A 22700-nucleotide genomic window follows, 5' to 3' on the forward strand; every position below is an offset into this window, starting at 1 on the left:
GCGCGTAGGTCTAGATGTCGTGCTTGCGAATGTTCTTGAGCATCTTCAGAAGCGTGGCGATCAGGGCTGCGTATTCGGCATCGTCGATATCCTCGAACATCGCCTCGAAGGCGTCATGCATGGCCGGCCAGGCGCGGGTGAATTCGGCGCGGCCTTCGTCGGTCAGGAAGACATGGCGGATGCGGCTGTCGGTGACGCCCTGTTCGCGCCGCACGAAGCCTTGCCCCTCCAGCGTGTCGAGCGTGCGGCTCAAGGTCGACTGCTCGATGACGGTGTAGACCGAGAGATCATTGACGGTGACGCCATCGGCGACCGAAAGGACCGCAAGAGTACGCACCTGCGGAATGGTCAGCCCCTGTTTGCGGAAATCGTCACGCAAGGTGGCGTTGTAGCGGCCCATGATGCGGTTCATCAGATAGGGCGCGAATTGCTGCAGGCCGATCTGCCCCAGGGTTGAAATGCGCTGACGCTTCTCCGCGACCTTCTGTTCCATCACAGCCTCCCCGCCAGCAGGAAGCCGGAACCGCCGCCGAGGCCGGCACCCGGATGGGTCGAGGCGCCGATATGGTAGAGGTTTTTGATGCCGGTCTGGTGGTTGCGACTGGTCTTGAACGGCCGCCACAGGAACGACTGGTCGATGGTCGAGGAGCCGCCATAGGGGTCGCCGCCGACCAGATTGATGTTCATCTTTTCGAGATCGGCCGGCGAATAGGCGCGCCGTGCAATGAGACTGTCCTTGAAGCCGTCGATATGGCTGGCGAGGATTGCTTCGACGCGATCGGCATAGGCCTCGCGCAATGCGTCGGTCCATTGTCCGTCAGCGGGAACCTGCAGCTTGCCAGCTGCGTCGCCTTTGATATGGCGCGGCGCCTCGGGCAGTTGCAGCCACAGGATCGCCTTGCCCTCCGGACAGCGTGACGGGTCAAGCGCATGCGGCTGTCCGACACAGATGGTGGGCACCTCCGGCAGCATGCCGCGTACCGCTTCGTTGCAGGCTTTCGAAACGCCATCCAAACCAGGCGTCAGGTGCAGCAACGCGACCTTGTCCAGGCCTTCGCCGCGCCAGGACGGCGGCTTGTTCAGCGCATAGTGGATCTGGAAATTACTTTTGCCGTAGCGGTATTTCCGCGTTGCTTCGACATCGGCTTTTGGAGCATCCGCGCCGAGCAGTCTGCCGTAAAGCTGCGTCGGCGTGACCGAGCAGATGACGCTCTTGTTGGCCGCGATGGTCTCGCCGGATGCCAGCCGCACGCCTGTCGCGCGGCCATCGCTCTGGACAATCGAGGCGACATCGGCACCGGTGCGGATGTCGCCGCCACGTTCCCGGATCAGGGCTTCGAAGGCGGCAAGCAGGTTCTTCGCCCCGCCCTTGACGATCGGCGCTCCGGCCGCCTCGAGCGCGAAGGCAATGACCTTGGCGATCTGGCCGGAGAAGGCATCCTCGGGCCCAAGCCCGGCATGCAGCACCCAGGGCGCCCACAGCGCGCGGATGGTTTCGGACTGGTAGGTGCTTTCCAGCCAGCCACGCGCCGGCACCAGCGCTTCGCCGAGAAAGGCGGCAAGGCCACGCGGGCCACGCCGCCAGGCGTCGCCGGCCAGCAGCTTCGCTGTGGGATAAGACCACAGGCTGCCGCCGAGCAGACCGAACAGCAGGCCGGCATTGCGTTCGATGCCGCCGACATCGTCCGCGTGCCTATCGCCATCGCCGGCGGCGAACGCGTTGAGGGCGGCGATATTGGCGGCGCGGTTCGTGCTAAGCACGGCATGGCTGCCGTCCGGCCGCAGCACGCCGGTCGGCGTGCCGGTGTGGCAGAACTCCAGCCCGTGCCGGGCCAGATCGCCGCCCAATGCCGCAAAGGCAGGCGAGGTGATGAACAGCACGAAGGTCGTCGCCATCACATCATGGATGAAGCCGGGCGCGGTGACCTCCTCGGTGCGCATGCAACCGCCGATGCGGTCGTTGCGCTCAAGCACGAGCACCTTCGCGCCCTTGCCGCCGAGCATCGCCGCGCAGACCAGCGCGTTGATGCCGCTGCCGACGATGATGTGATCCGGCTGGCTCACTTCAGCGTGCTTTCGCTCAGGCTATGCTTTGTTGATCGAGCATGATCTTCTCCGAAAACCGGCACCCACTTTTCGGGATCATGCTCGGGAAACCAGCGCCAGCGCGCGGATCGGGCTGCCGGTGCCGTGCTCGATCTTGAGCGGCGCCGCGATCAGGATCGCGCCCTTCGGCGGCAGCTGGTCGAGGTTGCAGAGGCTGGCCAGGCCATAGCGGTTGGCCTTGTGCATCAGCGTGTGCGCCGGGAAGGGCGGCTCCATGCCGCCGGCCTTGCCGGCATCGGTGCCGATCGTCTCCGAGCCCCAGCCCTTGATGTCCTTGCTGATCAGGAACTGGATGGCTTCAGCCGTCGGGCCGGGCGTGTGCGGGCCGGTCTCGTTGGCGTTGAGGAACTCGGCTTCCGAGCCGTTGCGCTTGTACCAGTCGGTGCGCATCACCACCCACTCGCCGGCGTTGATCGCGCCATGCTTGGCTTCCCATGCCTTGATATGGTCGACGGTGAGCAGGAAATCATGGTCGGCGGCGGCTTCCGCGGAGCAGTCGATGACATTAACCGGGCCGACGAAGTTCTGCACCGGAATGGTGTCGGTGGCGCCGTCCGGATAATCCTTGCCGCTGATCCAGTGCTGCGGCGCATCGAAATGTGTGCCCGAATGCTCGCCAAGCTTCAGCCAGTTCCAGGCCCACCACGGGCCGTTCTTGTCATAGCGCGAGATGTTGTGGATCTCGACCTTCGGCGTGTCCACGGCAAGCTCCGGCGGCAGCTTGATCAGGGGCGTATCGGGACCGAGCGGCGCGGACAGGTCGACCACCTTGATGGCGCCTGAAAGCAGCTGGCCGGCAACTTCGCCGAGGAGTTTTTGAGTGTCCATTGTCTCTGTTCCCTCTTTGTCAGTGATGATCAAGGCTCGTCTCGGCCCTTAATATCCTACTAGACGAAAACATATGCATCTGCAATTATCTTTAAGCATAAAGGAAATGGGAACGGGGCGTGAGCGAGTTCGACGCCATCTTTGTCGGGGCGGGCCACAACAGTCTGGCATGCGCCGCGCATCTGACGCTCAAAGGCTGGAAAACCGGGATTTTCGAGCGCAGTGCAACAATCGGCGGCGCCGTCCAGACCGGCGAATTCACCCTTCCAGGCTTCCGCCACGATTTCGGTGCGATGAATCTGAGCCTGTTTGCCGGCTCTGCCTTCCACCGGAAATATGCAAATGAATTGAAAGCGCAGGGTCTGGAGTTCGCGCCTGTCGCCGATTGTTTCGCCAGCGCCTTCCCGGATGGACGCTGGTTCGGCGTCAGCAACGATCTGGAAAAAACCGCGACGCGCATGGCCGCGTTTTCAGCCACCGATGCCGCGACATGGCGCAAGCTGGTTGCCGCTTTTCCGGCCGAGGCCGAGCATCTGTTCCGGCTGCTAGGCTCGCCAATGAGCGCCCGTGCGCTTGCCGGCACCGCCTGGAACCTGTGGCGCAAGAAGGGCATGTCCGGCACGCTCGACACCGGCCGGCTTTTGCTGTCCTCACCCCGCGCATGGCTGGAGGAAAATTTCGAGTCGCCCCACGTGCGGGCGACGCTCGCCACCTGGGGCATGCATCTCGACTTCGCCCCTGACATCGCCGGCGGTGCCGTGTTCCCCTATCTGGAATCGATGGCCAACCAGAGCTTTGGCATGGTGCTGGGCAAGGGTGGCGCTGACACCATCATTCGTGCGCTGTCGGGCATGGTCACCTCGGCCGGCGGCAAGATCGTCACCGGCGCCGACGTGGTGGAAATCACCGTTTCCGCTGGCAAGGCGACCGGGGTGCGGCTCGCGTCCGGTGAGACGCATACGGCGACCAAGGCGGTCATCGCCGGTGTTGCGCCCAAGGCACTGACTGGGAAGTTGCTGGCCAACGGTTCCGGCGACGTCGGTTTCGATACGGCGATGCAAAAATTCCGCCATGCGCCGGGCACGATGATGATCCACCTGGCGATCGACGATTTACCCGACTGGCGCGCCGGAGCAGAGTTGCGGCAGTTCGCCTATGTGCATCTGTCGCCGTCGCTCGATGCGATGTCTCGCACCTACCAGCAGGCGATGGCGGGCATGCTGCCGGACGAGCCGGTGCTGGTCGTCGGCCAGCCCTCGGCGATCGATCCGTCGCGCGCGCCTCAGGGCAAGCATGTGCTGTGGGTGCAGGTGCGCATGCTGCCCGCCGAAATCCTGGGCGATGCGGCCGGCAAGATCGCGCCCGCGCATTGGGATCAGGCCAAGGACACCTACGCTGACCGTGTCCTCGACATCATCGAGACCTATGCGCCGGGCCTGCGCGCGAAAATCCTTGGCCGTTCGGTGTTCTCACCCATCGACCTCGAGCGAGAGAACCCGAACCTCGTCGGTGGCGACCAGGTCTGCGGCAGCCATCATCTGGCGCAGAACTTCTTGTTCCGCCCGGCGCGCGGCTATGCCGGCTGGAACACGCCGGTCGCCAATCTGCATCTCACAGGGGCCGCGACATGGCCGGGCGCCGGCACCGGTGCGGCCTCCGGCTTCATGCTCGCGCAACAGCTTGGCGGAGGGTAGAGCCGAAGATTTCATGAAGGCGACGAGAGGCAAGGCGCTGCTGCCCACGAAGCCTGAATCAATGACCTGACATTGCCGCGCAAAGACAACAAACAACAAGGGGAACGACCATGACAATCAACAGACGCGAATTGCTGGGATACAGTGCCGCGGCACTTGGGGTGGCCGCAGTCGGCCTGCCACAGATCGCCAAGGCGGCGGCTGGCGAACTGACCATCGCCTACAACGTCAACCTGCCGTCCTGGGATCCGACCACCGGACCCTCGGCGGTGAACCCGACGATCCAGGGTCTTTACCAATCGGTGTTCGACCAGTTCATCCCACAGAAGCCGGACCTCTCCTTCGCGCCGGGCCTGCTCACCGAATGGGGCTGGAACGACGACCGCACCAAGGTGATGATGACGGTGCGCGAAGGCGTGAAATGGCATGACGGCTCACCGTTCACGCCCGAGGATGTGGTCTGGTCGCTGCAGCGGGCAGGCGACGAAAAGACCGGCAACCCGATCCAGTTCGTCTGGAAGAACGTCAACAATTTCAAGATCGACGGCAATAAGATCACGGGCGATGTCGTTCAGTTCGACCCGGTCTATTTCAAATGGATGTCGTTCCTGACCGGCTACATCCTGCCCAAGGCCTATTACGAGAAGGTCGGCGCCGAAGGCTTCGAGAAGGCGCCGATCGGCACCGGTCCGTATATGGTGGAAAAATTCGAGCGCAACGCCTTCCTGCGGCTGAAGGCCAATCCGACCTACTGGGGCGGCAAGCCGGCCTTCGAGAATGTGACGATCAAGTTCGTCACCGACGCGGCGAGCCGCGTCGCCGAAATCGAATCCGGTTCCTCGCAGGTGACGCTCGAGATCCCCTATGAGGAATACGACCGCCTGATCGCCAAGGACGGGCTGGCCGGCTCGTGCAAGAACGTCTCCGACATCGGCATGATCTTCTTCAACAACAAGGACGCCATGCTGGACAAGAATGTCCGCCAGGCAGCCGTGATGGCGGTGGACAAGGAGCTTCTGGTCAAGCGGTTGCTGCGCGGCTACGGCCAGCCGATCGCGACGCTGGAAACGCCGGAATACGCCGCCTACGATCCGTCGATCAAGGTTGAGCACAATCCGAAGAAGGCCAAGGAATTGCTGGCGGCCTCCGGCTACTCACCGGAGAAGCCGGCCAAGATCACCATCCAGACCACCAAGGGCTTCAAGCCCAAGGACTACGAGATGGTGCAGGCGATCGTCGGCATGTGGCGCAAAGTCGGCATCGAGGCGACGATCGAAGTCTACGAGATCGCCAAGCATTACGAACTGCGCGCCGCCCACAAGCTGGCACCGGCGGCCTTCTACAACTGGGGCAATGCCATCGGCGATCCGACCACGTCGACCGGCTTCGCCATGTTCGGGCCGTCGCCGCACTCGTCGTGGAAGACCGACGACCTCGATGCCAAGATCGGGCCGCTGTGGGGCGAGAAGGACGAAGCCAAGCGCATTGCCGGCTGGAAGGCCGTCGACAAATACATCGCCGAGCAGGCCTACGTGCTGCCGGTGCTGCAGTTCGCACAGCCGGTCGTGCATGCCAAGGGCGTCAAGGTGGTGCAGCATCTTTCCGGCGCGCTGCTGCCGGCGCTGATGACCCCGGCCTGATAGAAGGCCTGGAATTGCCGCGCGCCGTCGCCAGCGACGGCGCGCATTTTCCATCAGGCATACGAGCCCTCGGGCTCCTGCAAAGATTTACATGCTCCTGCAACGATTCCTGATTCGTCTTCTGACGATGCTGATCACGCTGTTCGGTGTGGCCGTCGTTGTCTTCGTCGTGATCCGCGTCGCGCCTGGCGATCCGATCGCCATGATGCTGCCGCCCGGCGCGACGGATGCCGACATTGCCCGGCTGCGCGCGCTCTACGGGCTCGACAAGACCATCGTGCAGCAATTCTTCATCTGGCTGTCCGGCGTTATCAGGGGCGATTTCGGCACCTCGATCTCGCTCAGGCAAGACGTGCTCGGCCTTGTCTTCAACCGGCTGCCGGCCACGCTGGAGTTGGCCATCGTCGCGCTGTTGATGGCCGTAGGGTTGGGCGGCACCACCGCGATCATCGGCGCGCGCGAGCGCGGCACGGCGGTCGAGGCTGGCATAGACATCGCCAGTGGTGCGGCCTTGTCCATCCCCGACTTCCTGTGGGGCCTAGTGCTGATCCTGCTGTTCGGTGTGCTGGTGCCGATCTTCGACATTTCCGGCCGCGTGTCACCGCAGCTCGACCTGCCCTTCGTCACGCAGTTCTACCTGTTCGAGAGCATTCTGCGCCTGCGCCTCGACCTGACCTGGGACCTCCTAAAGCACATGCTGATGCCGGCAGTGGCGCTGGCACTGCCGCTGGCGGCGATCATTTCGCAATTGCTGAAACAGTCACTGAAGGAAGTGCTCGACCTCGACTATGTCGTGCTGGCGCGGGTCAAGGGGTTTTCGGAAACGCAGGTCATCCTGCGCGAGGCGCTGAAGAACGCCGCCTTGCCAACGCTGACCCTGGTCGGTGTGCAGTTCACCTTTCTCATCGGCGGCACCGTCATCGTCGAGCGGCTGTTCTCCTATGAAGGCCTCGGCAACATGGCGATCGACGCCGTCATCAACCGCGACCTGCCGCTGATCCAGGGCATCGTGCTGGTCTTCGCGCTGCTGTTCGTGCTGATCAACCTCGCCGTCGACATGATGTATGCGCTGCTCAATCCGAGGCTGCGCCGTGGATAAGCCAAGCACCTCAAGGCGCGGACTGAGCCCCAGGCTGTGGCTGGCCGGCGGCTGGCTGTTGCTGGCGCTGCTGGCGGCGATCTTCGCGCCGCTAATCGCGCCGCAGGATCCGCTGGCGCAGGATTTGATGCTGGAGCGGCTGCCGCCGTTCTGGCTCGATGGTGCCGAGCCCGGCTATTGGCTGGGCACCGACAGCCTCGGCCGCGATCTCTTGTCCCGCCTGATCTTCGGCGGCCGCATCGCCTTCATCGTCGCCTTTTCCGCCGCGATAGCCGCCTGCCTCGTCGGCTCGACGCTTGGGCTGATCGCCGGCTATTTCGGCGGCTGGGCCGACCGCATCATCTCGCGCATCGTCGATGTCTGGATGGCGTTTCCACCGGTGCTGTTCGCCGTCCTGCTGGTGGCTGTGCTCGGCACCGGCCTCAGCTCCGTCATCCTTGCGATTGCCATCATCGACTGGACGCGATTCTGCCGGGTGATCCGCGCCGAGGCGATGGGCCAGTCGCGCATGGACTATGTCGAGAATGCCCGCATCGCCGGCTATGGCCGCATCGGCATCATGGTGCGCGAGGTGCTGCCCAATGTGGTGCCATCGATCGTGGCGCTGCTGTCGCTGGAAATGGGTATCGCCGTCATCGTCGAGGCCATCCTGTCCTTCGTCAATCTGTCGATCTCGACCGATGATCCAACCTGGGGCGGCATCATCGCCGAGGGTCGGCTTTCGATCCATCAGGCCTGGTGGGTGCTGGTGTTCCCGCTGATCACGCTGATCCTCACCGTTTTGTCGTTCAGCCAGTTCGGCGAGGCGCTGAAGACGCGCTTCGACCCGGTGCTGCGATGAGCGCCTGTCTCGACATCACCAATCTGAGCGCCGTGCTGCCGAACGGCCAGCGCGTGCTGCGCTCTGTGTCGCTCTCCGTGCAACCCGGCGAGGTCCGCGCGCTTGTCGGCGAGAGCGGCGCCGGCAAGACGATGATCGGCAAGGCGGTGCTCGGCGTGCTGCCATCCAGCGTGCGCATCGTCGAAGGCGATATGAAGCTCGAAGGCGAAGACCTGGGCAGGCTGCAGCCCAAGGCACGGCGCACGCTGATCGGCGCCCGCACGGCGCTGATCCCGCAGGATCCGCTGACCGCGCTCAACCCGTCGCGACGCATCGGCCCGCAGATGACCGACCGGCTGGTCCGCATTCTCGGCTGGAGCAGCGACAAGGCCGATCAGCGCGTCCGCCAGTTGCTCGACGAAGTGCAGATCCGCGACCCCGACCGCGTGCTGAAAAGCTATCCGCATGAACTGTCCGGCGGCATGCGCCAGCGCGTGCTGATCGCCGCCGCCTTCGCCGCCGAACCCCGGCTGATCGTCGCCGACGAACCGACGACGGCGCTCGACGTCACCGTGCAGAAGCAGATCCTGCGCCTGATCGCTGCGCTGCAGCGCGAGCACGGCACGGCGATCCTGTTCGTCACCCACGATCTCGGCGTCGTCGCCAAGATCAGCCAGAAGGTGTCGGTGCTTTATGCCGGCAAGGTGGTGGAGGAGGCCGACACGGCTGCTCTCTTCGCAGCACCCCAACACCCCTATACGCGGGCATTGATGGCCGCCACGCCGCGCTACACAGACCCGTTCGCCTCGCTGAAGCCGGTAGACGACGCGGTGCTGGCAGGACTCGCTTCGGAAATCGCTGCGGCAGACCAAGCGTGGAGGCGGCCGCATGGCTGAGTCGCTCATCTCCGTGCGCGGGCTGAAGGTCGCGCTTCCCGACATGACGCGCAAGCCGCTGATCGGTCGCGCGCCTTTGGCTCACATTCTGAAGGGGCTCGACTTCGACCTGCCCAGCGGCTCTGTGACAGGCATCGTCGGCGAATCCGGATCGGGCAAGTCGACGCTTGGCCGCGCGCTGGTCAGGCTGCTGGAGCCAAGCGCCGGCAGTATCAGCTTCGAGGGCCGCGATATAACCCACCTGCCGGAGGCGGAGTTGCGACCACTGCGCCGTGACCTGCAAATGATCTTCCAGGACCCGATGTCGTCGCTCAACCCGCGCCGCACCATCGCTAGCATCATCGCCGCGCCGCTCAAGCAGAACGGCCTTGGCGACAATCTGAAGTCGCGCGTCGCAGAGGCCCTACAGCGCGTCGGCCTGCCGCAAAGCTTTGCCAGCCGCTACCGTCATGAACTGTCAGGCGGCCAGCGGCAGCGCGTCGGGATTGCGCGCGCGCTGGCGCTGTCGCCGAAATTCGTGCTGGCCGACGAGATCGTCTCCGGGCTCGATGTGTCGACGCAGGCGCAGATCCTTACCTTGCTGGAGAAGCTGGCGGCGGAGATGGGCCTGACCGTCGCTTTCATCAGCCACGATCTGTCGGTCATCCGGCGGCTGTGCCAACAAGTGATCGTCATGCGCGAAGGCGTCATCGTCGAGGCCAGCGCCACCGACGCGTTGTTCGACAACCCCAAGCAGGCCTACACGCGCGATCTGATCGCAGCCATTCCGCTGCCCGAAATCGACGCGGGCTGGCTGGATATTCCTTCCACGGCCAAGGCCCAGACGTGAATGCATACGCACGCCGAGAAGCGGGCCTCGGACGTGCGACCGCAAAGACCCAGGTCCCGCCAATGGAGGAGGACTGACATGAAGACGACACTACGTAATGCAACGCTCGCCGCCGCTGTCCTTGGCAGCGCCGGCATAGCCTCGGCGGATTCGATCCCAGGCATGCGCGGGCACGACCATACCGGCATCACCGTTCCCGACATGAAGCAGGCCGTCGACTTCTTCACCGAAGTGGTCGGCTGCAAGAAGGCGATGTCGTTTGGTCCATTCGCCGACGACAAGGGCACGTTCATGCATGATCTTCTGGGCGTCGATCCCAAGGCAGTCATCGAGCAGGTCACCATGGTTCGCTGCGGCTATGGATCGAACATCGAGCTGTTCAAATACACCGCGCCCGATCAGAAAGACCTGACGCCGAAGAACAGCGACATTGGCGGCTTCCACATCGCCTTCTATGTCGATGATGTCGCCGCGGCGAAAGCCTATCTCGACGGCAAGGGCGTCAAGACAAGGCTGGGGCCTTTGCCGGTCAAGGAAGGGCCCGCTGCCGGCCAGACCATCCTCTATTTCCAGGCGCCCTGGGGGCTGCAGCTGGAAGCGATCAGCTATCCCGACGGCATGGCCTATGAGAAGGGTGCCGAGACGGTGCTGTGGAGCCCGAAGAACCCGGACAAGTGATCCTTGGCGCGCGCTTGCGGAACGACACGCAGGCGCGCTGCCCGATGTCCGTAGAATGATTTCGATATAAAACTTTAAGCTTGAAATATCTTGTCGCCGGCGCGATACTCGAAGATGCAGCAAGCGAAGAGGAGATCGCAGACATGAAGGTTGCGGTTCTCGGCGGCGGACCAGCCGGCCTCTACTTTGCCATCTCTATGAAGCTGCGGGACGCCGCCCATGACGTGACGGTGTTCGAGCGCAACCGCGCCGATGACACGTTTGGCTGGGGCGTGGTGCTGTCGGCCGAAACGCTCGAAAATCTTGCCGAGAATGATCCGGTCAGCGCCGTCTGGATCAAGAAGCATTTTGCCTATTGGGACGACATCGCCGTTATCCATGACGGCGTGCGCACGGTCTCGTCAGGCCATGGCTTCTGCGGCATCGGCCGCAAGCGGCTGCTGGTCCTGCTGCAGCGCCGTGCGCGCGAACTCGGCGTCAGGCTGATGTTCGAGACCGATATCGCCGATCCCCGCCCCTATATGGAAACGCATGATCTGGTTGTCGCTGCCGACGGGCTGAATTCCCGGGCGCGCAACACCTTTGTCGATGTCTTCAAGCCCGACATCGACACCCGCAAATGCAAGTTCGTCTGGCTCGGCACCAACCAGAAATTCGACGACGCCTTCACCTTCATCTTCGAGAAGACCGAGCATGGCTGGGTGTGGGCGCACGCCTACCAGTTCGACAGCGACACCGCGACCTTCATCGTCGAATGCAGCGAGCAGACCTGGGCTGCCTTCGGCTTCGGCGCGATGACGCAGCAGCAGTCCATCGCAGTCTGCGAGCGAATCTTCGCCAAGCATCTTGGCGGCCATTCGCTGATGACCAATGCCAACCATATCAGGGGTTCGGCCTGGATCAACTTCCCGCGCGTGCTGTGCGAGCGCTGGTCTTACAAGAACCTGGCGCTGATGGGCGACGCGGCGGCATCGGCGCATTTCTCGATCGGCTCCGGCACCAAGCTGGCGCTGGAAAGTGCCGTGGCGCTGGCCGAATATGTCGAGACCGAGCCGGACCTCGAAGCTGCCTTCCGCAGATATGAGGATGCCCGCCGCACCGAGGTGCTGAAGCTGCAATCGGCGGCACGCAATTCACTGGAATGGTTCGAGGAGGTCGAGCGCTATCTCGGCCTCGATCCGGTGCAGTTCAACTATTCGCTGCTGACGCGTTCGCAGCGCATCAGCCACGAGAATTTGCGGCTGCGCGATGCCGAGTGGCTGGGCGGCGCGGAAGAGTGGTTCCAGCGCCAGGCGGGTGCCGGCGGCAACAGGCTGCGCCGGGCGCCGATGTTCGCGCCGTTCAAGCTGCGCGACATGAAGCTGCAAAACCGTGTCGTCGTTTCGCCGATGGCGCAGTACAAGGCCGTCGACGGCTGCCCGACCGACTGGCATTTCACCCACTACGCCGAGCGGGCCAAGGGCGGCGCCGGCCTCGTCTATATCGAGATGACCTGCGTCAGTCCGGAAGGGCGCATCACACCCGGCTGTCCCGGCTTCTATGCGCCAGAACACGAGGTGGCCTGGAAGCGGTTGGTCGATTTCGTCCACGCCGAGACCGAAGCGAAGCTCTGCGCGCAGATCGGCCATTCCGGCGCCAAGGGTTCGACCCGGCTCGGCTGGGAAGGCACCGACGTACCGCTCGCCTCTGGCAACTGGCCCATCATGGCGGCATCGGCTGTCGCGTGGTCGCCTGAGAATCAGGTGCCGAAGGCGATGGATCGCGCCGACATGGATCTGGTGCGCGGGCAGTTCGTGGCGTCGGCCGAGATGGCTCATCGCTGCGGTTTCGACATGCTCGAGATCCACGCCGCGCACGGTTATCTCCTGTCGTCCTTCATCACCCCGGTCACTAACCGACGCACGGATGACTATGGCGGTTCGCTTGAGAACCGCATGCGCTACCCCCTCGAAATCTTCCGCGCCGTGCGCGCCGCCTGGCCGGCGGGCAAGCCGATCTCGATGCGCATCTCGGCCAATGACTGGGTCGGAATCGAGGGCGTCACACCGGCCGACGCGGTGGAGATCGCACGGCTGCTGCATGAGGCCGGCGTCGACATCTGCGACGTCTCGGCCGGCCAGACTTCGGCGCTGGCCAAGCCGGTCTATGGCCGCATGTTCCAGACGCCATTTTCCGACCGCATCCGCAACGAGGTCGGCATGGCGACGATGGCGGTCGGCAACATCTATGAGCCGGACCATGTCAATTCGATCCTGATGGCCGGCCGCGCCGATCTGGTGGCGCTGGCCAGGCCGCATCTCGCCGATCCCTACTGGACGCTGCATGCGGCGGTGACGCTTGGTGACCGTGGTGTGAAGTGGCCGGACCCCTACCTGCCGGGGCGCGACCAGCTCTACCGTCTGGCCGAGCGCGATGCAGCCGCGGGGCTGAAAGTATGACGGCCGCAACAGCGATCGCCGGCAAGCATGCGCTGGTCACCGGCGGCGGCTCCGGCGTCGGCCGGGCCATCGCGCTGGCGCTGGCTGGTGCTGGCGTCAGTGTGACCATTTGCGGTCGACGTGAAGCCGAGCTTGCCAAGGTTGCGGGCGAAAGCGAAGGTATTTTCGGCATCGCCGCCGATGTCACCAATGAGACAGCGATGGCCGCGCTTTACGAAACGGCGGAGGCGACGCGCGGGCCGTTCGACATCGTCGTCGCCAATGCCGGCATGGCCGGAAGCACGCCGGCGCACAAGACCACACTCGCCGACTGGCAGCGGACGCTCGACGTCAATTTGACCGGAGCCTTCCTGACGGTGAAGCCGGCGCTGACCGGCATGGCCGCGCGCAAGACGGGGCGGATCGTGTTCATTGCTTCGACGGCAGGGCTGAAGGGCTACGCCTATGTCGCGCCTTATGTGGCGGCCAAGCACGGCGTCGTCGGCCTGATGCGGGCGCTTGCCGCCGAGACGGCGAAATCCGGTGTCACCGTCAACGCTGTCTGCCCGGGCTTCGTCGAGACCGACATGCTGGAGGAGTCCATTCAGCGCATTGTCGAAAAGACCGGCCGTTCGGTCGAGCAGGCGCGAACAAGCCTTTCCTCAACCAACCCGCAAGGCCGCTTCATCCAGCCGCAGGAAATTGCCGCCGCTGTGCTCTGGTTGTGTGGTGACGCCGCGCAATCGATCACCGGACAGGCAATTTCGATCTCAGGAGGCGAGACATGGTAGCCGGCCCCCTGCCCGCGCCGTCGGGACCCGGCAAGGACCGCCTGCGCCTGTGGATCAGGTTGCTGCGTGCATCGCGCACGATCGAGGCCGAGCTGCGCGAGCGCTTGAAGAGGGACTTCGATACGACACTGCCGCGCTTCGATGTGATGGCCGCCCTCTATCGCGTGCCGGACGGCATGCTGATGAGCGACCTGTCGCGCTTCCTGCTGGTGTCCAACGGCAATGTCACCGGCATTGTCGACCGGCTGGTTTCGGAAGGGCTTGTGGCACGCGCGCGCCGCAATGGCGACCGCCGCACCTCCATGGTGCGGCTGACGGATGAAGGCTCGAAATCCTTCGCCGTTATCGCTGCGGCACATGAGGGCTGGATCGGTGAATTGCTGGGCAAGGTCAGCGAGGACGATGCGCGCCGGCTGACCGGCATGCTGACCTCGTTCCGCAGCAACTGGGAGGGACGCGAATGACAGGGATGGCCGGGCTCAAGCCGAAGCATTTCATGTGGGAGGTCGAGGGCAGGATCGCCAAGGTCCGGCTCGACCGGCCGGAACGCAAGAACCCGCTGACCTTCGACAGCTATGCGGAACTCCGCGACACATTTCGCGACCTCGTCTACGCCGACGATGTCGACGCCGTGGTGTTCCTCTCGAATGGCGGCAATTTCTGCTCTGGCGGTGACGTCCACGACATCATCGGGCCGCTGGTCAAGATGGACATGAAGCAGCTCCTGGCCTTCACCCGTATGACCGGCGATTTCGTCAAGGCGATGCTGAATTGCGGCAAGCCGATCATCGCGGCGGTGGACGGCGTAGCGGTCGGCGCCGGCGCCATCATCGCCATGAGCTCCGATATCCGCATCGCCACGCCCGAAGCCAAGACCGCTTTCCTGTTCACCCGCGTCGGTCTCGCCGGCTGCGACATGGGCGCCTGCGCGATCCTGCCGCGCATCATCGGCCAAGGCCGCGCCGCCGAACTGCTGTACACCGGCCGCACCATGACGGCAGCGGAAGGCGAGCGCTGGGGTTTCTACAACCGGCTGGTCGATGCCGCGGCACTGGAGGCCGACGCGCTCGATGTGGCGGCGCGCATCGTCTCCGGCCCGACTTTCGCCCACGGCATCACGAAGACGCAGCTCAATCAGGAATGGTCGATGGGGTTGGATCAGGCGATCGAGGCCGAAGCCCAGGCGCAAGCGATCTGCATGCAGACGCGCGATTTCGAGCGGGCGTACAGGGCGTTCGTGGCGAAGGAAAAGCCGGTGTTCGAGGGGAATTGAGGATGATCGGTTTTCACCCAGGCACCCACCTCTGGCCTGCCGGCCATCTCCCCCGCAAGGGGGGAGATCGGCTGTATATTTTGTTTTCGCCAATCTCCAACGATGCAAGGTGGAAGCCGACGGCACGGCTGCCAATCTCCCCCCTTGCGGGGGAGATGTCCGGCAGGACAGAGGGGGGTGCCTGGCACCTGGAAGGTCACCTTCATGCCTGACCGCTCCTTCCTCTCCTGGCCCTTCTTCGAAGACCGCCATCGCCAGCTCGCCGATCAACTGGAATCCTGGTGCGCGAAAAACCTCCCCGTCGATCACCACGACGTCGATGCCGCCTGCCGCGAGCTGGTGGCGAAGCTTGGCCGCGACGGCTGGCTGAAGCCGACAGCGCTCGACACCGACAATCCTGGCCCCCTCGACGTGCGCACTCTGTGCATCACGCGCGAGACACTCGCCCGCCATGATGGGCTGGCCGATTTCGCCTTTGCCATGCAAGGGCTCGGCACCGGCGCGCTCAGCCTGTTCGGCACGCCGCAGCAGCAGCAATGGCTGACCAAGACGCGCGCCGGCACGGCGATCTCCGCCTTCGCTTTGTCGGAGCCTCGGTCCGGGTCGGATGTCGCCAACACCGAGATGACGGCGACCCGCGACGGCGACAGCTATGTGCTCACCGGCGAAAAGACCTGGATCTCCAATGGCGGCATTGCCGACCTCTACATCGTCTTTGCCCGTACCGGCGAGGGGCCGGGCGCCAAGGGGCTTTCCGCCTTTCTCGTGCCTGGCGATGCCAGTGGCCTCGGCATTGCCGAGCGTCTCGAAGTGATCGCGCCGCATCCGCTGGCGCGGCTGTCTTTCGACAAGGTCCGGCTGCCGGCCGCCGCACTGGTCGGCAAGCCTGGTGACGGCTTTCGTATCGCCATGTCGGTGCTCGACGTGTTCCGCTCGACCGTCGGCGCGGCGGCACTCGGCTTTGCCCGCCGGGCGCTCGATGAAAGCATCAAACGGGTGGCCGAGCGAAAGCTGTTCGGCGCGCCGATGGGCGAGTTGCAGATGGTACAGGGCCATATCGCCGACATGGCTCTCGACGTCGACGCGGCAGCCCTGTTGGTCTACCGAGCGGCCTGGACCAAGGACATGGGTGCGGCGCGGGTAACACGCGAGGCGGCGATGGCCAAGCTGTTCGCCACCGACAAGGCGCAGGAGGTGATCGATAAGGCCGTGCAGCTGCATGGCGGCGACGGCGTTCGCAAAGGCCACATCGTCGAGAGTCTGTATCGCGAGATCCGCGCGCTGCGCATCTATGAGGGTGCCTCCGACGTGCAGAAGGTGGTCATCGCGCGACAAGTGATGGGCGCGGCCTGACGAGACATTGACGGCATTCGATTTTGAGACTTGGTTTTTGGAAATACCGGGAGGCTTGAAATGCACAGGATTTTGCAGCCGGAAGGCTGGGCCAAACCGGTCGGCTATGCCAATGGCGTCGCTGCGCGTGGGCAGCTCATTTTCGTCGGCGGACAGGTCGGCTGGAACGGGCAATGCCAGTTCGAAACCGACGACTTTGTCGGCCAGGTGAAGCAGACGCTTCAAAACATCGTGGCGGTGCTGGCCGAGGCCGACGCCAAGCCGCAGCACATCACCTCGATGACCTGGTATTTCACCGACAAGGCCGAGTACCTCGCCAACCTCAGGGGTATCGGCGAAGCCTATCGCGAGGTGATCGGTCGGCATTTCCCGGCGATGGCCGCCATGCAGGTGGTGGCGCTGGTCGAGGACCGCGCCAAGGTGGAGATCCAGGCTACGGCCGTCATTCCAGAGTAATCTGCGGTCATTGTCCGCGAAGCCCGGCCTGCCTGAGCAGCGGCAGCACGTGGTCGCAGAAATAGGGTAGCTCCTGCGTGTAATTGACGAAGGACAGCGCGATGCCCTGGTAGCCGTGCCCGGCAATGGCGGCCATGTCGGCAGCGATCGTTTCAGGGGTTCCGATCAGGGGATAGGTGCCGGCGCCGCCGGCGAAACGCTGCCGGTAGCGGTCATAGGCGTGCGGGTCGTGTGATTGCGAGAATTCCTTCTTGCCCGCCATATGGGCATCGACCGCATCATGGTCGGCCATGTCGACGGCATATCTGTTATAATAGGCCTGCGCCTCTTCCATCGTCGGGCGGCAGACGACATGCGCCACGGTGTAGACGCCGACATTGCGGCCGACCTTGTCGGCCCGCTCGCTGATATCGGCGACGTGCCTGCCGGCATCGCTCATTTCGGAAAAAGTCGTGAACAGATAATCGCACCGGGCGGCGGCGAAATCGCGGCCCGGACCGCCGAAAGCGGCGTTCATGGTCACCGGGCGCGGAAGCTGCAGGCTGGCCGGCCGGCTGACCGCTTCCTTGAGATGATAGTAGGTCCCTTCATAGTCGAGTGGTTCAGCCGACGCATAGAGCTTTTCGAGGATCTCGATCCATTCGGCCGCCTGGTCATAGCCCTTCTCGACCAGCGGTGTGCCGAACATGCCGAATTCCTTCGGGTTCCAGCCGCAGACGATGTTGAGGCCGGCGCGGCCGTGGCTGATGTGGTCGACCGTCGCCAGCGCTTTGGCGACGTAGAGCGGATGCACCAGCGGCACGTGCACGGTCATGAACAGTCCGATCTGTTCGGTGGCCACGGCAAGAGCCGCCGCCCAGGTGAAGGTCTCGAACGACCATTCGCGCACCTTGTTGCGGCCGCCAAAGCCGCGCCAGCGGGCGATCGGCAGCATGAACTCCAGCCCGGCGCGATCGGCGATCTGCGCCGCCGTCAGATTGTCCAGCCAGCTAGCCGTCCAGCGTTCCGGCACATCAGTGATGGCAAGGCCACCATCGGCGTTGGTCGAGAAGACGCCGAGCTTCAGTTTGTTCGGGCCGTGCAGGGGATGCGCTTTGATCATGTCTGAAACTCGCGGTAGGAGACCCACACGCTAGGCCCGTGCAAAAATATTTCAAGCCTGAAATAGCTTCGCCTCGCCGCCGATTGCGGGTATGAATTTGGGCCAGACAAAAGGGGATGGATATGAGTGCGTTCCGCCAGAAATGCATTGGCAAGACGAGCCTCGTCGGCTCCTTCGCCGCCATTCCCCATCCCGTCGCTGTCGAAGTGATGGCGCTGGCCGGCCTCGATTTCCTCTGCATCGACTGGGAGCATGCGCAGATTTCGCGCGACGTGATCGAGGCCATGGTGCGCGCGGCCGATGTCCACCGCGTGCCGGCCATGGTGCGCGTTCCCGGCCATGCCCCGGAAGCCATCCAGGCGGCGCTGGACAGCGGCGCGCAAGGCGTGCTCGTGCCGCGCGTCTCGACCGCCGCCCAGGCAGCGATGGCCGTCAAAGCCTCACGCTATCCGCCACAGGGCGAGCGTGGCGTCGGACCCGGCCGCGCTGCCGGCTACGGCTACCGCATTCCCGAATATCTGACCGGCGCCAATGACCAGGTCGTCGTCGCGGTCCAGGTCGAGACATCGGAGGGGCTGGCCAACATCGACGCGATCGCGGCCGTCGACGGCGTCGATGTGATCTTCGTTGGCCCTGGCGATCTTTCGGTGTCGATCGATGCGATCGGACAGCAAGGCGCCGACAAGCTCAATGCGGCGATCCGAACGATCATCGGCGCGACAATCGCACACGACAAGACAGCCGGCATATTCTGCGCCAGCCCACAGGCTGTCGGCCGATGGGCAGCCATCGGCGCGAGTTTCTTCGTGCTGGCGAGCGACACGATGTTTCTGGGCGCCGGCGCCGCGGCCAACTCTGCCGCCGCACGTGACGAATTGGCATGAGACGGACGCGGCCAGGCAAAAAGGGCGTATCGCCGGAGCAACAGGCTGGCCAAACTTTTTAAGCTTAAAACTTTCGCCTTGAAAAGCGTCGCACTTTGGATAAGCATTCAAAGTCGATGGCGACTGCCGTGCCGGAGGGGCTTGCCGGCCAGTCCATCGTGATGCTCCGGGTGGGAAGGGTTCAGTCCTTGTCGTTCATGCTGCCCCAGTCATCGTCCAGAACGCGCTATGCTTTCGCTGGCGCGCGCGCCCGCGATCTGTACACCGAGAACATCGTCAACCGCGCGCGCATGGTCGCCGCCATGAATTGACGCCCCGCTGGGAGGTGGGACGGCAAGAAACCGTGCGGGGCCAGCCCCGCCCGATCAACAACCAGAGGGGAACACCCCAGAGGGAACACCTATGAAGCTCAACCGTCGCAATCTCATCCTGTTCGCCGCCGCCATCGGCATCGCCGCCGGCCCTGCCACCGCTTACGCCGCCGATGTGCTGAATGTCGGCGCCTACCCGACCAATCCGCCCTTCGAGTACAAGAACGAGAGCGGCACCTTCGAGGGCTTTGAAGTCGACATCGTCAACGAAGCGGCCAAGCGCATCGGCATGACCACCGACATTGCCGACCTCGGTTTCCAGGCGCTGTTCGCCGCTGTCAGCTCGAAGCGCATCGATGTTGCCATCTCGTCGATCACCATCACGCCGGAGCGGCTGAAATCGCTGTCGTTTACCCAGCCCTATTATGATTCCGACATGGGCATCGCGACGAAGACCGACAGCGCTGTCAACACCGAGGCCGACCTCAAGGGCAAGGTCGTCGGCGTGCTGTCCGGCTCGACCGGCGAGACCTGGGTCAAGGCGCATCAGGAGGCTGACGGCTACAGCGACGTGAAAGGCTACGACACGCAGCAGAATCTTCTGCTCGACCTGAGCGCCGGCCGCGTCGACGCCGCCGTCAGCGACATTCCTGGCATGCAGTACTCCTTCACCAAGATGAAGGATCTCACCGTCAAGCAGCGCATCAAGACCGGCGAACAGTACGGCCTGATGCTGAGCAAGGACCATCCGCTGCTCGGCAAGCTGAACGACGCGCTGAGCGCGATGAAGAAGGACGGCACGCTGGCCGCGATCCACAAGAAGTGGTTCGGCAGCGACGCGCCGGCCGACTCGTCGACCGTCAAGGAAATGCCGCTGCCGAAGGCCTGAGCGACACTCCGCGCTGAGATCGTGCCGGCTTTGCAGGCCGGCACGTTTCATTTCATGCACCAGCGGCGACGGTTTTTCGCAAAGAGCGCTCCGCGCTCGGCGCAGCATACTGGTTTTAACTTGAGCACCCTTTTGCTCCAGGGTTCGGGAACGCTCCCATGTCGCTGATCGACACCTTCTTCAATCCCGATGTCATCATGTCCAGCCTGCCGGCGCTGCTGCGCGGTTTCCTGAACACGCTGCTGCTCGGCATACTGAGCATCGGCATCGGTATCCCCATCGGCCTGGGGATCAGCCTGGTGCGGCTCTACGCGCCGAAGCCGCTGCGGTGGCTGGCGGTGGGCTACACCGACATCTTTCGCGCGCTGCCGGTGCTGGTGGTGCTGATCCTGATCTACTACGCGCTGCCGTTTCTCGGCATACGCCTGTCGTCCTGGGCCTCGGCGGTGACTGCGTTCGCTTTCATCATGTCAGCCTATTCGGCCGAAGTGTTCCGCTCCGGCATTGAGAGTATTCCGAAAGGCCAGTTCGAGGCGTCGCAGGCGCTCGGCCTGCCGTTCCTTTTGACCTTGCGCAAAGTGGTGCTGCCGCAAGCGATCCGCGTGGTCATCCCGCCGATGACCAGCAACTGCGTTTCGATGTTCAAGGACACCTCGCTCGCCTCTACCGTGGCACTGCCGGAACTCTTGAAGGAGGCGACCAACGCGCAGTCGCTCTACGCCAACCCCTCGCCGCTGATCGGCGCCGCACTTGTCTATCTCATCTTCCTCTGGCCGATGGTCCGCCTCGTCAGCCTGCTTGAAGACCGCTTCAAGACCGAAAAGACGCGCTGACTGCGCCAACCATCCGCAAAAATATTTCGCAGGAGACCACCCTTGAGCAATCCCCAGACCGCCGCCGGCGACTTCCCGGTTGCCACCATCCGCGCCATGTTCCCTGCCCTCCAGCGGGCCGGCGATTTCATCTTCCTGGACAACGCCGCCGGCGCGCAGATCCCGCAGAGCGTGCTCGACGCGGTGACCAACCATCTGGTTTCGCACAATGTGCAACGCGGTGGCCGCTATGGCCGGAGCGTCACCGTCGACCAGTCGGTCGCCGACGCGCGGACAAGCGTAGCGCTGCTGATCAACGCCTACAGCCCGGCGGAAATCTGCTTCGGCATGAACGCCACCTCGTTCATCCGCTTGGTCAGCCTCGGCATCGGCCAGATGCTTTCTGAGCGCGACGAGATCGTCATCACAGACATGGACCATGACGCCAACATCGCCACCTGGCTGGCGCTGGAATCCGCCGGCGCCAAGTTCAAGTGGTGGCGCATGCGCGACGACGGCAATCTGCATGTCGACGATCTGCGCCCGCTGGTTTCCGACCGGACCCGCCTCGTCGCCTGCACGGTGACGGCGCATTCGATCGGCTCGATCGTCGATGTCGCGTCGGTGGCTGACATCGCGCACGACGCCGGGGCCGAAGTGTTCCTCGACTGCGTGCACTACGGACCGCACGGGCTGATCGACGTGCAGGCCTGGGATTGCGACTACCTCGTCTGCTCCGGCTACAAGAATTTCTCGCCGCATATGGGTTTTCTGTGGGGCCGCTTCGAAACGCTGAAGCGGCTGCCGACCTTCCGCGAGGACTTCATCCCGAACGAGCCGCCCTACAAGGTCGAGGCCGGCACCTTCATCTACGAGAACGTGTCGGGCATGGATGCGGCCGTGCAGTACCTGGAACTGATCGGCCGCAATCTTGCGCCCTCCAACAACCGCTCTCGGCGCGAAAACATCGTCGCCGGCATGGGCGCCATTCGTGACTACGAGCTGGTGCTGGCGCGCGAGATGCTTGGCGTGCTGAAAGACTGCGGCGCGACCATCTATGGCGTTGCCGACGAGGCGCGCATCAACGAACGCGTGCCGACCTTCTGCTTCAACATCGGCAAGCTCTCACCGCAACGGATCGTCGAGGAAATGGCCGAGATGCAGATCGGCATCCGTGATGGCCACATGTACGCGCCACGGCTGATGAAGCGCCTCAATTTGTCGATGGACAGCGGCGCCATCCGCGCCTCGCTTGTGCATTACAACACGGTCGAGGAGATCCGCCGTTTCGGCGATGCGCTGCGCGCCATCATCGCCAAGCTGTCGTGACATGACTGGTCCTGGCGGCACCGATGATCCGGACACGGATGGGGCAACGCCTCTGGTTGTCCTCAGCGACCCCACGCCAGACGATATCGTCGCGCTCGAGGACCAGCTCTACGGCTTCAACGTTGCCGCGACCGGCATCGATGACGGCCGCTATTTGTCGATCTTCCTGAAGAGGGACGACGGCACGATCTATGCCGGTCTCCACGGGCACAGTTGGGCGGGCGTTTGCGAGATCAAGACGCTATGGATCGCCGACAGCGAGCGGGGCAAAGGCCTCGGCTCGCGCCTCCTTGCAGCCGCAGAACAGGAGGCGCGGCTGCGTGGGTGCCATGTCGTCCATCTCGCGTCCTTCACCTTCCAGGCGCCGGACTTCTATGAGAAGCATGGATTTCAGCGGCTGGTGCAGCTTGAGGACTTTCCGCGCGGTCACGCCAATGTCCTGCTTGCAAAGACACTGGTGCCGGAGCCACCAGTTTAGCAGAAGCTGGCCAGA

General features: G+C 63.9%; 23 protein-coding genes. 19 read left to right on the top strand and 4 right to left on the bottom strand.

Going from position 1 to position 22700, the window contains the following annotated elements; translation table 11 throughout:
• Positions 1–10 precede the first annotated feature (10 nt).
• The 3 genes from EB235_RS00490 to EB235_RS00500 form a co-directional block, all read right to left on the bottom strand.
• Entirely contained in the window at positions 11–493 is a 483-nt protein-coding gene (locus EB235_RS00490; RefSeq protein ID WP_027032911.1) for a MarR family winged helix-turn-helix transcriptional regulator, read from the bottom strand.
• Positions 493–2064 carry a phytoene desaturase family protein gene (locus EB235_RS00495; RefSeq protein WP_027032910.1) on the bottom strand — a complete coding sequence of 524 codons (1572 nt, stop codon included), beginning with the start codon at positions 2062–2064 and terminating at the stop codon, positions 493–495. Before EB235_RS00495 ends, EB235_RS00490 begins: the two co-directional genes overlap by 1 nt.
• Positions 2065–2142: 78 nt before the next feature.
• On the bottom strand, positions 2143–2934 hold the full coding sequence (locus EB235_RS00500) for a cyclase family protein (RefSeq protein WP_027032909.1): 792 nt from the start codon (positions 2932–2934) through the stop codon (positions 2143–2145).
• 119 nt (positions 2935–3053) lie between these two features.
• On the opposite strand from EB235_RS00500, the gene EB235_RS00505 reads away from it, so the two are divergent.
• The 13 genes from EB235_RS00505 (at position 3054) to EB235_RS00565 (ending at position 16880) form a co-directional block, all read left to right on the top strand.
• Positions 3054–4628: a phytoene desaturase family protein gene (locus EB235_RS00505; RefSeq protein ID WP_027032908.1), complete on the top strand. Its 1575-nt coding sequence runs from the start codon at positions 3054–3056 to the stop codon at positions 4626–4628.
• A 110-nt stretch (positions 4629–4738) separates the two neighbouring features.
• Complete coding sequence (locus tag EB235_RS00510) at positions 4739–6268, top strand: ABC transporter substrate-binding protein (protein WP_027032907.1); 1530 nt, start codon at positions 4739–4741, stop codon at positions 6266–6268.
• A 91-nt stretch (positions 6269–6359) separates the two neighbouring features.
• Positions 6360–7367, top strand: coding sequence for an ABC transporter permease (locus EB235_RS00515; protein ID WP_027032906.1), 1008 nt, complete (start codon positions 6360–6362; stop codon positions 7365–7367).
• Positions 7333–8208 (top strand): ABC transporter permease, encoded by an 876-nt coding sequence (locus EB235_RS00520; protein ID WP_155256459.1) that lies wholly within the window; start codon positions 7333–7335, stop codon positions 8206–8208. Before EB235_RS00515 ends, EB235_RS00520 begins: the two co-directional genes overlap by 35 nt.
• Complete coding sequence (locus EB235_RS00525; protein WP_027032904.1) at positions 8205–9083, top strand: ABC transporter ATP-binding protein; 879 nt, start codon at positions 8205–8207, stop codon at positions 9081–9083. The genes EB235_RS00520 and EB235_RS00525 overlap by 4 nt, the downstream gene beginning before the upstream one ends.
• Positions 9076–9912, top strand: a complete 837-nt coding sequence (locus tag EB235_RS00530) for an ATP-binding cassette domain-containing protein (RefSeq protein WP_027032903.1) — start codon at positions 9076–9078, stop codon at positions 9910–9912. Before EB235_RS00525 ends, EB235_RS00530 begins: the two co-directional genes overlap by 8 nt.
• A 78-nt stretch (positions 9913–9990) precedes the next feature.
• Positions 9991–10590, top strand: a complete 600-nt coding sequence (locus EB235_RS00535) for a VOC family protein (RefSeq protein WP_027032902.1) — start codon at positions 9991–9993, stop codon at positions 10588–10590.
• 143 nt (positions 10591–10733) lie between these two features.
• Entirely contained in the window at positions 10734–13028 is a 2295-nt protein-coding gene (locus EB235_RS00540; RefSeq protein ID WP_027032901.1) for a bifunctional salicylyl-CoA 5-hydroxylase/oxidoreductase, read from the top strand.
• Positions 13025–13798, top strand: coding sequence for an SDR family NAD(P)-dependent oxidoreductase (locus EB235_RS00545; RefSeq protein ID WP_027032900.1), 774 nt, complete (start codon positions 13025–13027; stop codon positions 13796–13798). The genes EB235_RS00540 and EB235_RS00545 overlap by 4 nt, the downstream gene beginning before the upstream one ends.
• The gene (locus EB235_RS00550; RefSeq protein WP_027032899.1) at positions 13792–14262 is read left to right on the top strand and encodes a MarR family winged helix-turn-helix transcriptional regulator; all 471 of its coding nucleotides are present in this window, start codon (positions 13792–13794) and stop codon (positions 14260–14262) included. The genes EB235_RS00545 and EB235_RS00550 overlap by 7 nt, the downstream gene beginning before the upstream one ends.
• A complete protein-coding gene (locus tag EB235_RS00555; protein ID WP_027032898.1) occupies positions 14259–15071 on the top strand; it encodes an enoyl-CoA hydratase family protein in 813 nt (270 codons plus the stop codon). The genes EB235_RS00550 and EB235_RS00555 overlap by 4 nt, the downstream gene beginning before the upstream one ends.
• Positions 15072–15275: 204 nt before the next feature.
• Entirely contained in the window at positions 15276–16424 is a 1149-nt protein-coding gene (locus EB235_RS00560; protein ID WP_027032897.1) for an acyl-CoA dehydrogenase family protein, read from the top strand.
• A 60-nt stretch (positions 16425–16484) separates the two neighbouring features.
• The gene (locus EB235_RS00565; RefSeq protein WP_027032896.1) at positions 16485–16880 is read left to right on the top strand and encodes a RidA family protein; all 396 of its coding nucleotides are present in this window, start codon (positions 16485–16487) and stop codon (positions 16878–16880) included.
• Positions 16881–16887: 7 nt separating this feature from the next.
• Here EB235_RS00565 and EB235_RS00570 read toward each other — a convergent pair whose 3' ends face one another.
• Positions 16888–17982, bottom strand: coding sequence for an LLM class flavin-dependent oxidoreductase (locus EB235_RS00570; protein WP_027032895.1), 1095 nt, complete (start codon positions 17980–17982; stop codon positions 16888–16890).
• A 122-nt stretch (positions 17983–18104) separates the two neighbouring features.
• Here EB235_RS00570 and EB235_RS00575 point away from each other — a divergent pair, with 122 nt between their 5' ends.
• From EB235_RS00575 to EB235_RS00600, 6 genes are all read left to right on the top strand, one after another.
• Complete coding sequence (locus tag EB235_RS00575; RefSeq protein WP_027032894.1) at positions 18105–18866, top strand: HpcH/HpaI aldolase family protein; 762 nt, start codon at positions 18105–18107, stop codon at positions 18864–18866.
• Between the two features lie 116 nt (positions 18867–18982).
• Positions 18983–19177 carry a hypothetical protein gene (locus tag EB235_RS00580; RefSeq protein ID WP_027032893.1) on the top strand — a complete coding sequence of 65 codons (195 nt, stop codon included), beginning with the start codon at positions 18983–18985 and terminating at the stop codon, positions 19175–19177.
• Positions 19178–19268: 91 nt separating this feature from the next.
• Positions 19269–20066: an ABC transporter substrate-binding protein gene (locus tag EB235_RS00585; protein ID WP_027032892.1), complete on the top strand. Its 798-nt coding sequence runs from the start codon at positions 19269–19271 to the stop codon at positions 20064–20066.
• A gap of 158 nt (positions 20067–20224) precedes the next feature.
• A complete protein-coding gene (locus EB235_RS00590) occupies positions 20225–20899 on the top strand; it encodes an amino acid ABC transporter permease (protein WP_027032891.1) in 675 nt (224 codons plus the stop codon).
• Between the two features lie 96 nt (positions 20900–20995).
• On the top strand, positions 20996–22207 hold the full coding sequence (locus EB235_RS00595) for a cysteine desulfurase-like protein (protein WP_245268975.1): 1212 nt from the start codon (positions 20996–20998) through the stop codon (positions 22205–22207).
• A gap of 1 nt (position 22208) precedes the next feature.
• A complete protein-coding gene (locus EB235_RS00600) occupies positions 22209–22685 on the top strand; it encodes a GNAT family N-acetyltransferase (RefSeq protein WP_051429759.1) in 477 nt (158 codons plus the stop codon).
• Positions 22686–22700 lie beyond the last annotated feature (15 nt).

This window comes from Mesorhizobium loti R88b (assembly GCF_013170845.1).
GTDB lineage: Bacteria > Pseudomonadota > Alphaproteobacteria > Rhizobiales > Rhizobiaceae > Mesorhizobium > Mesorhizobium loti_B.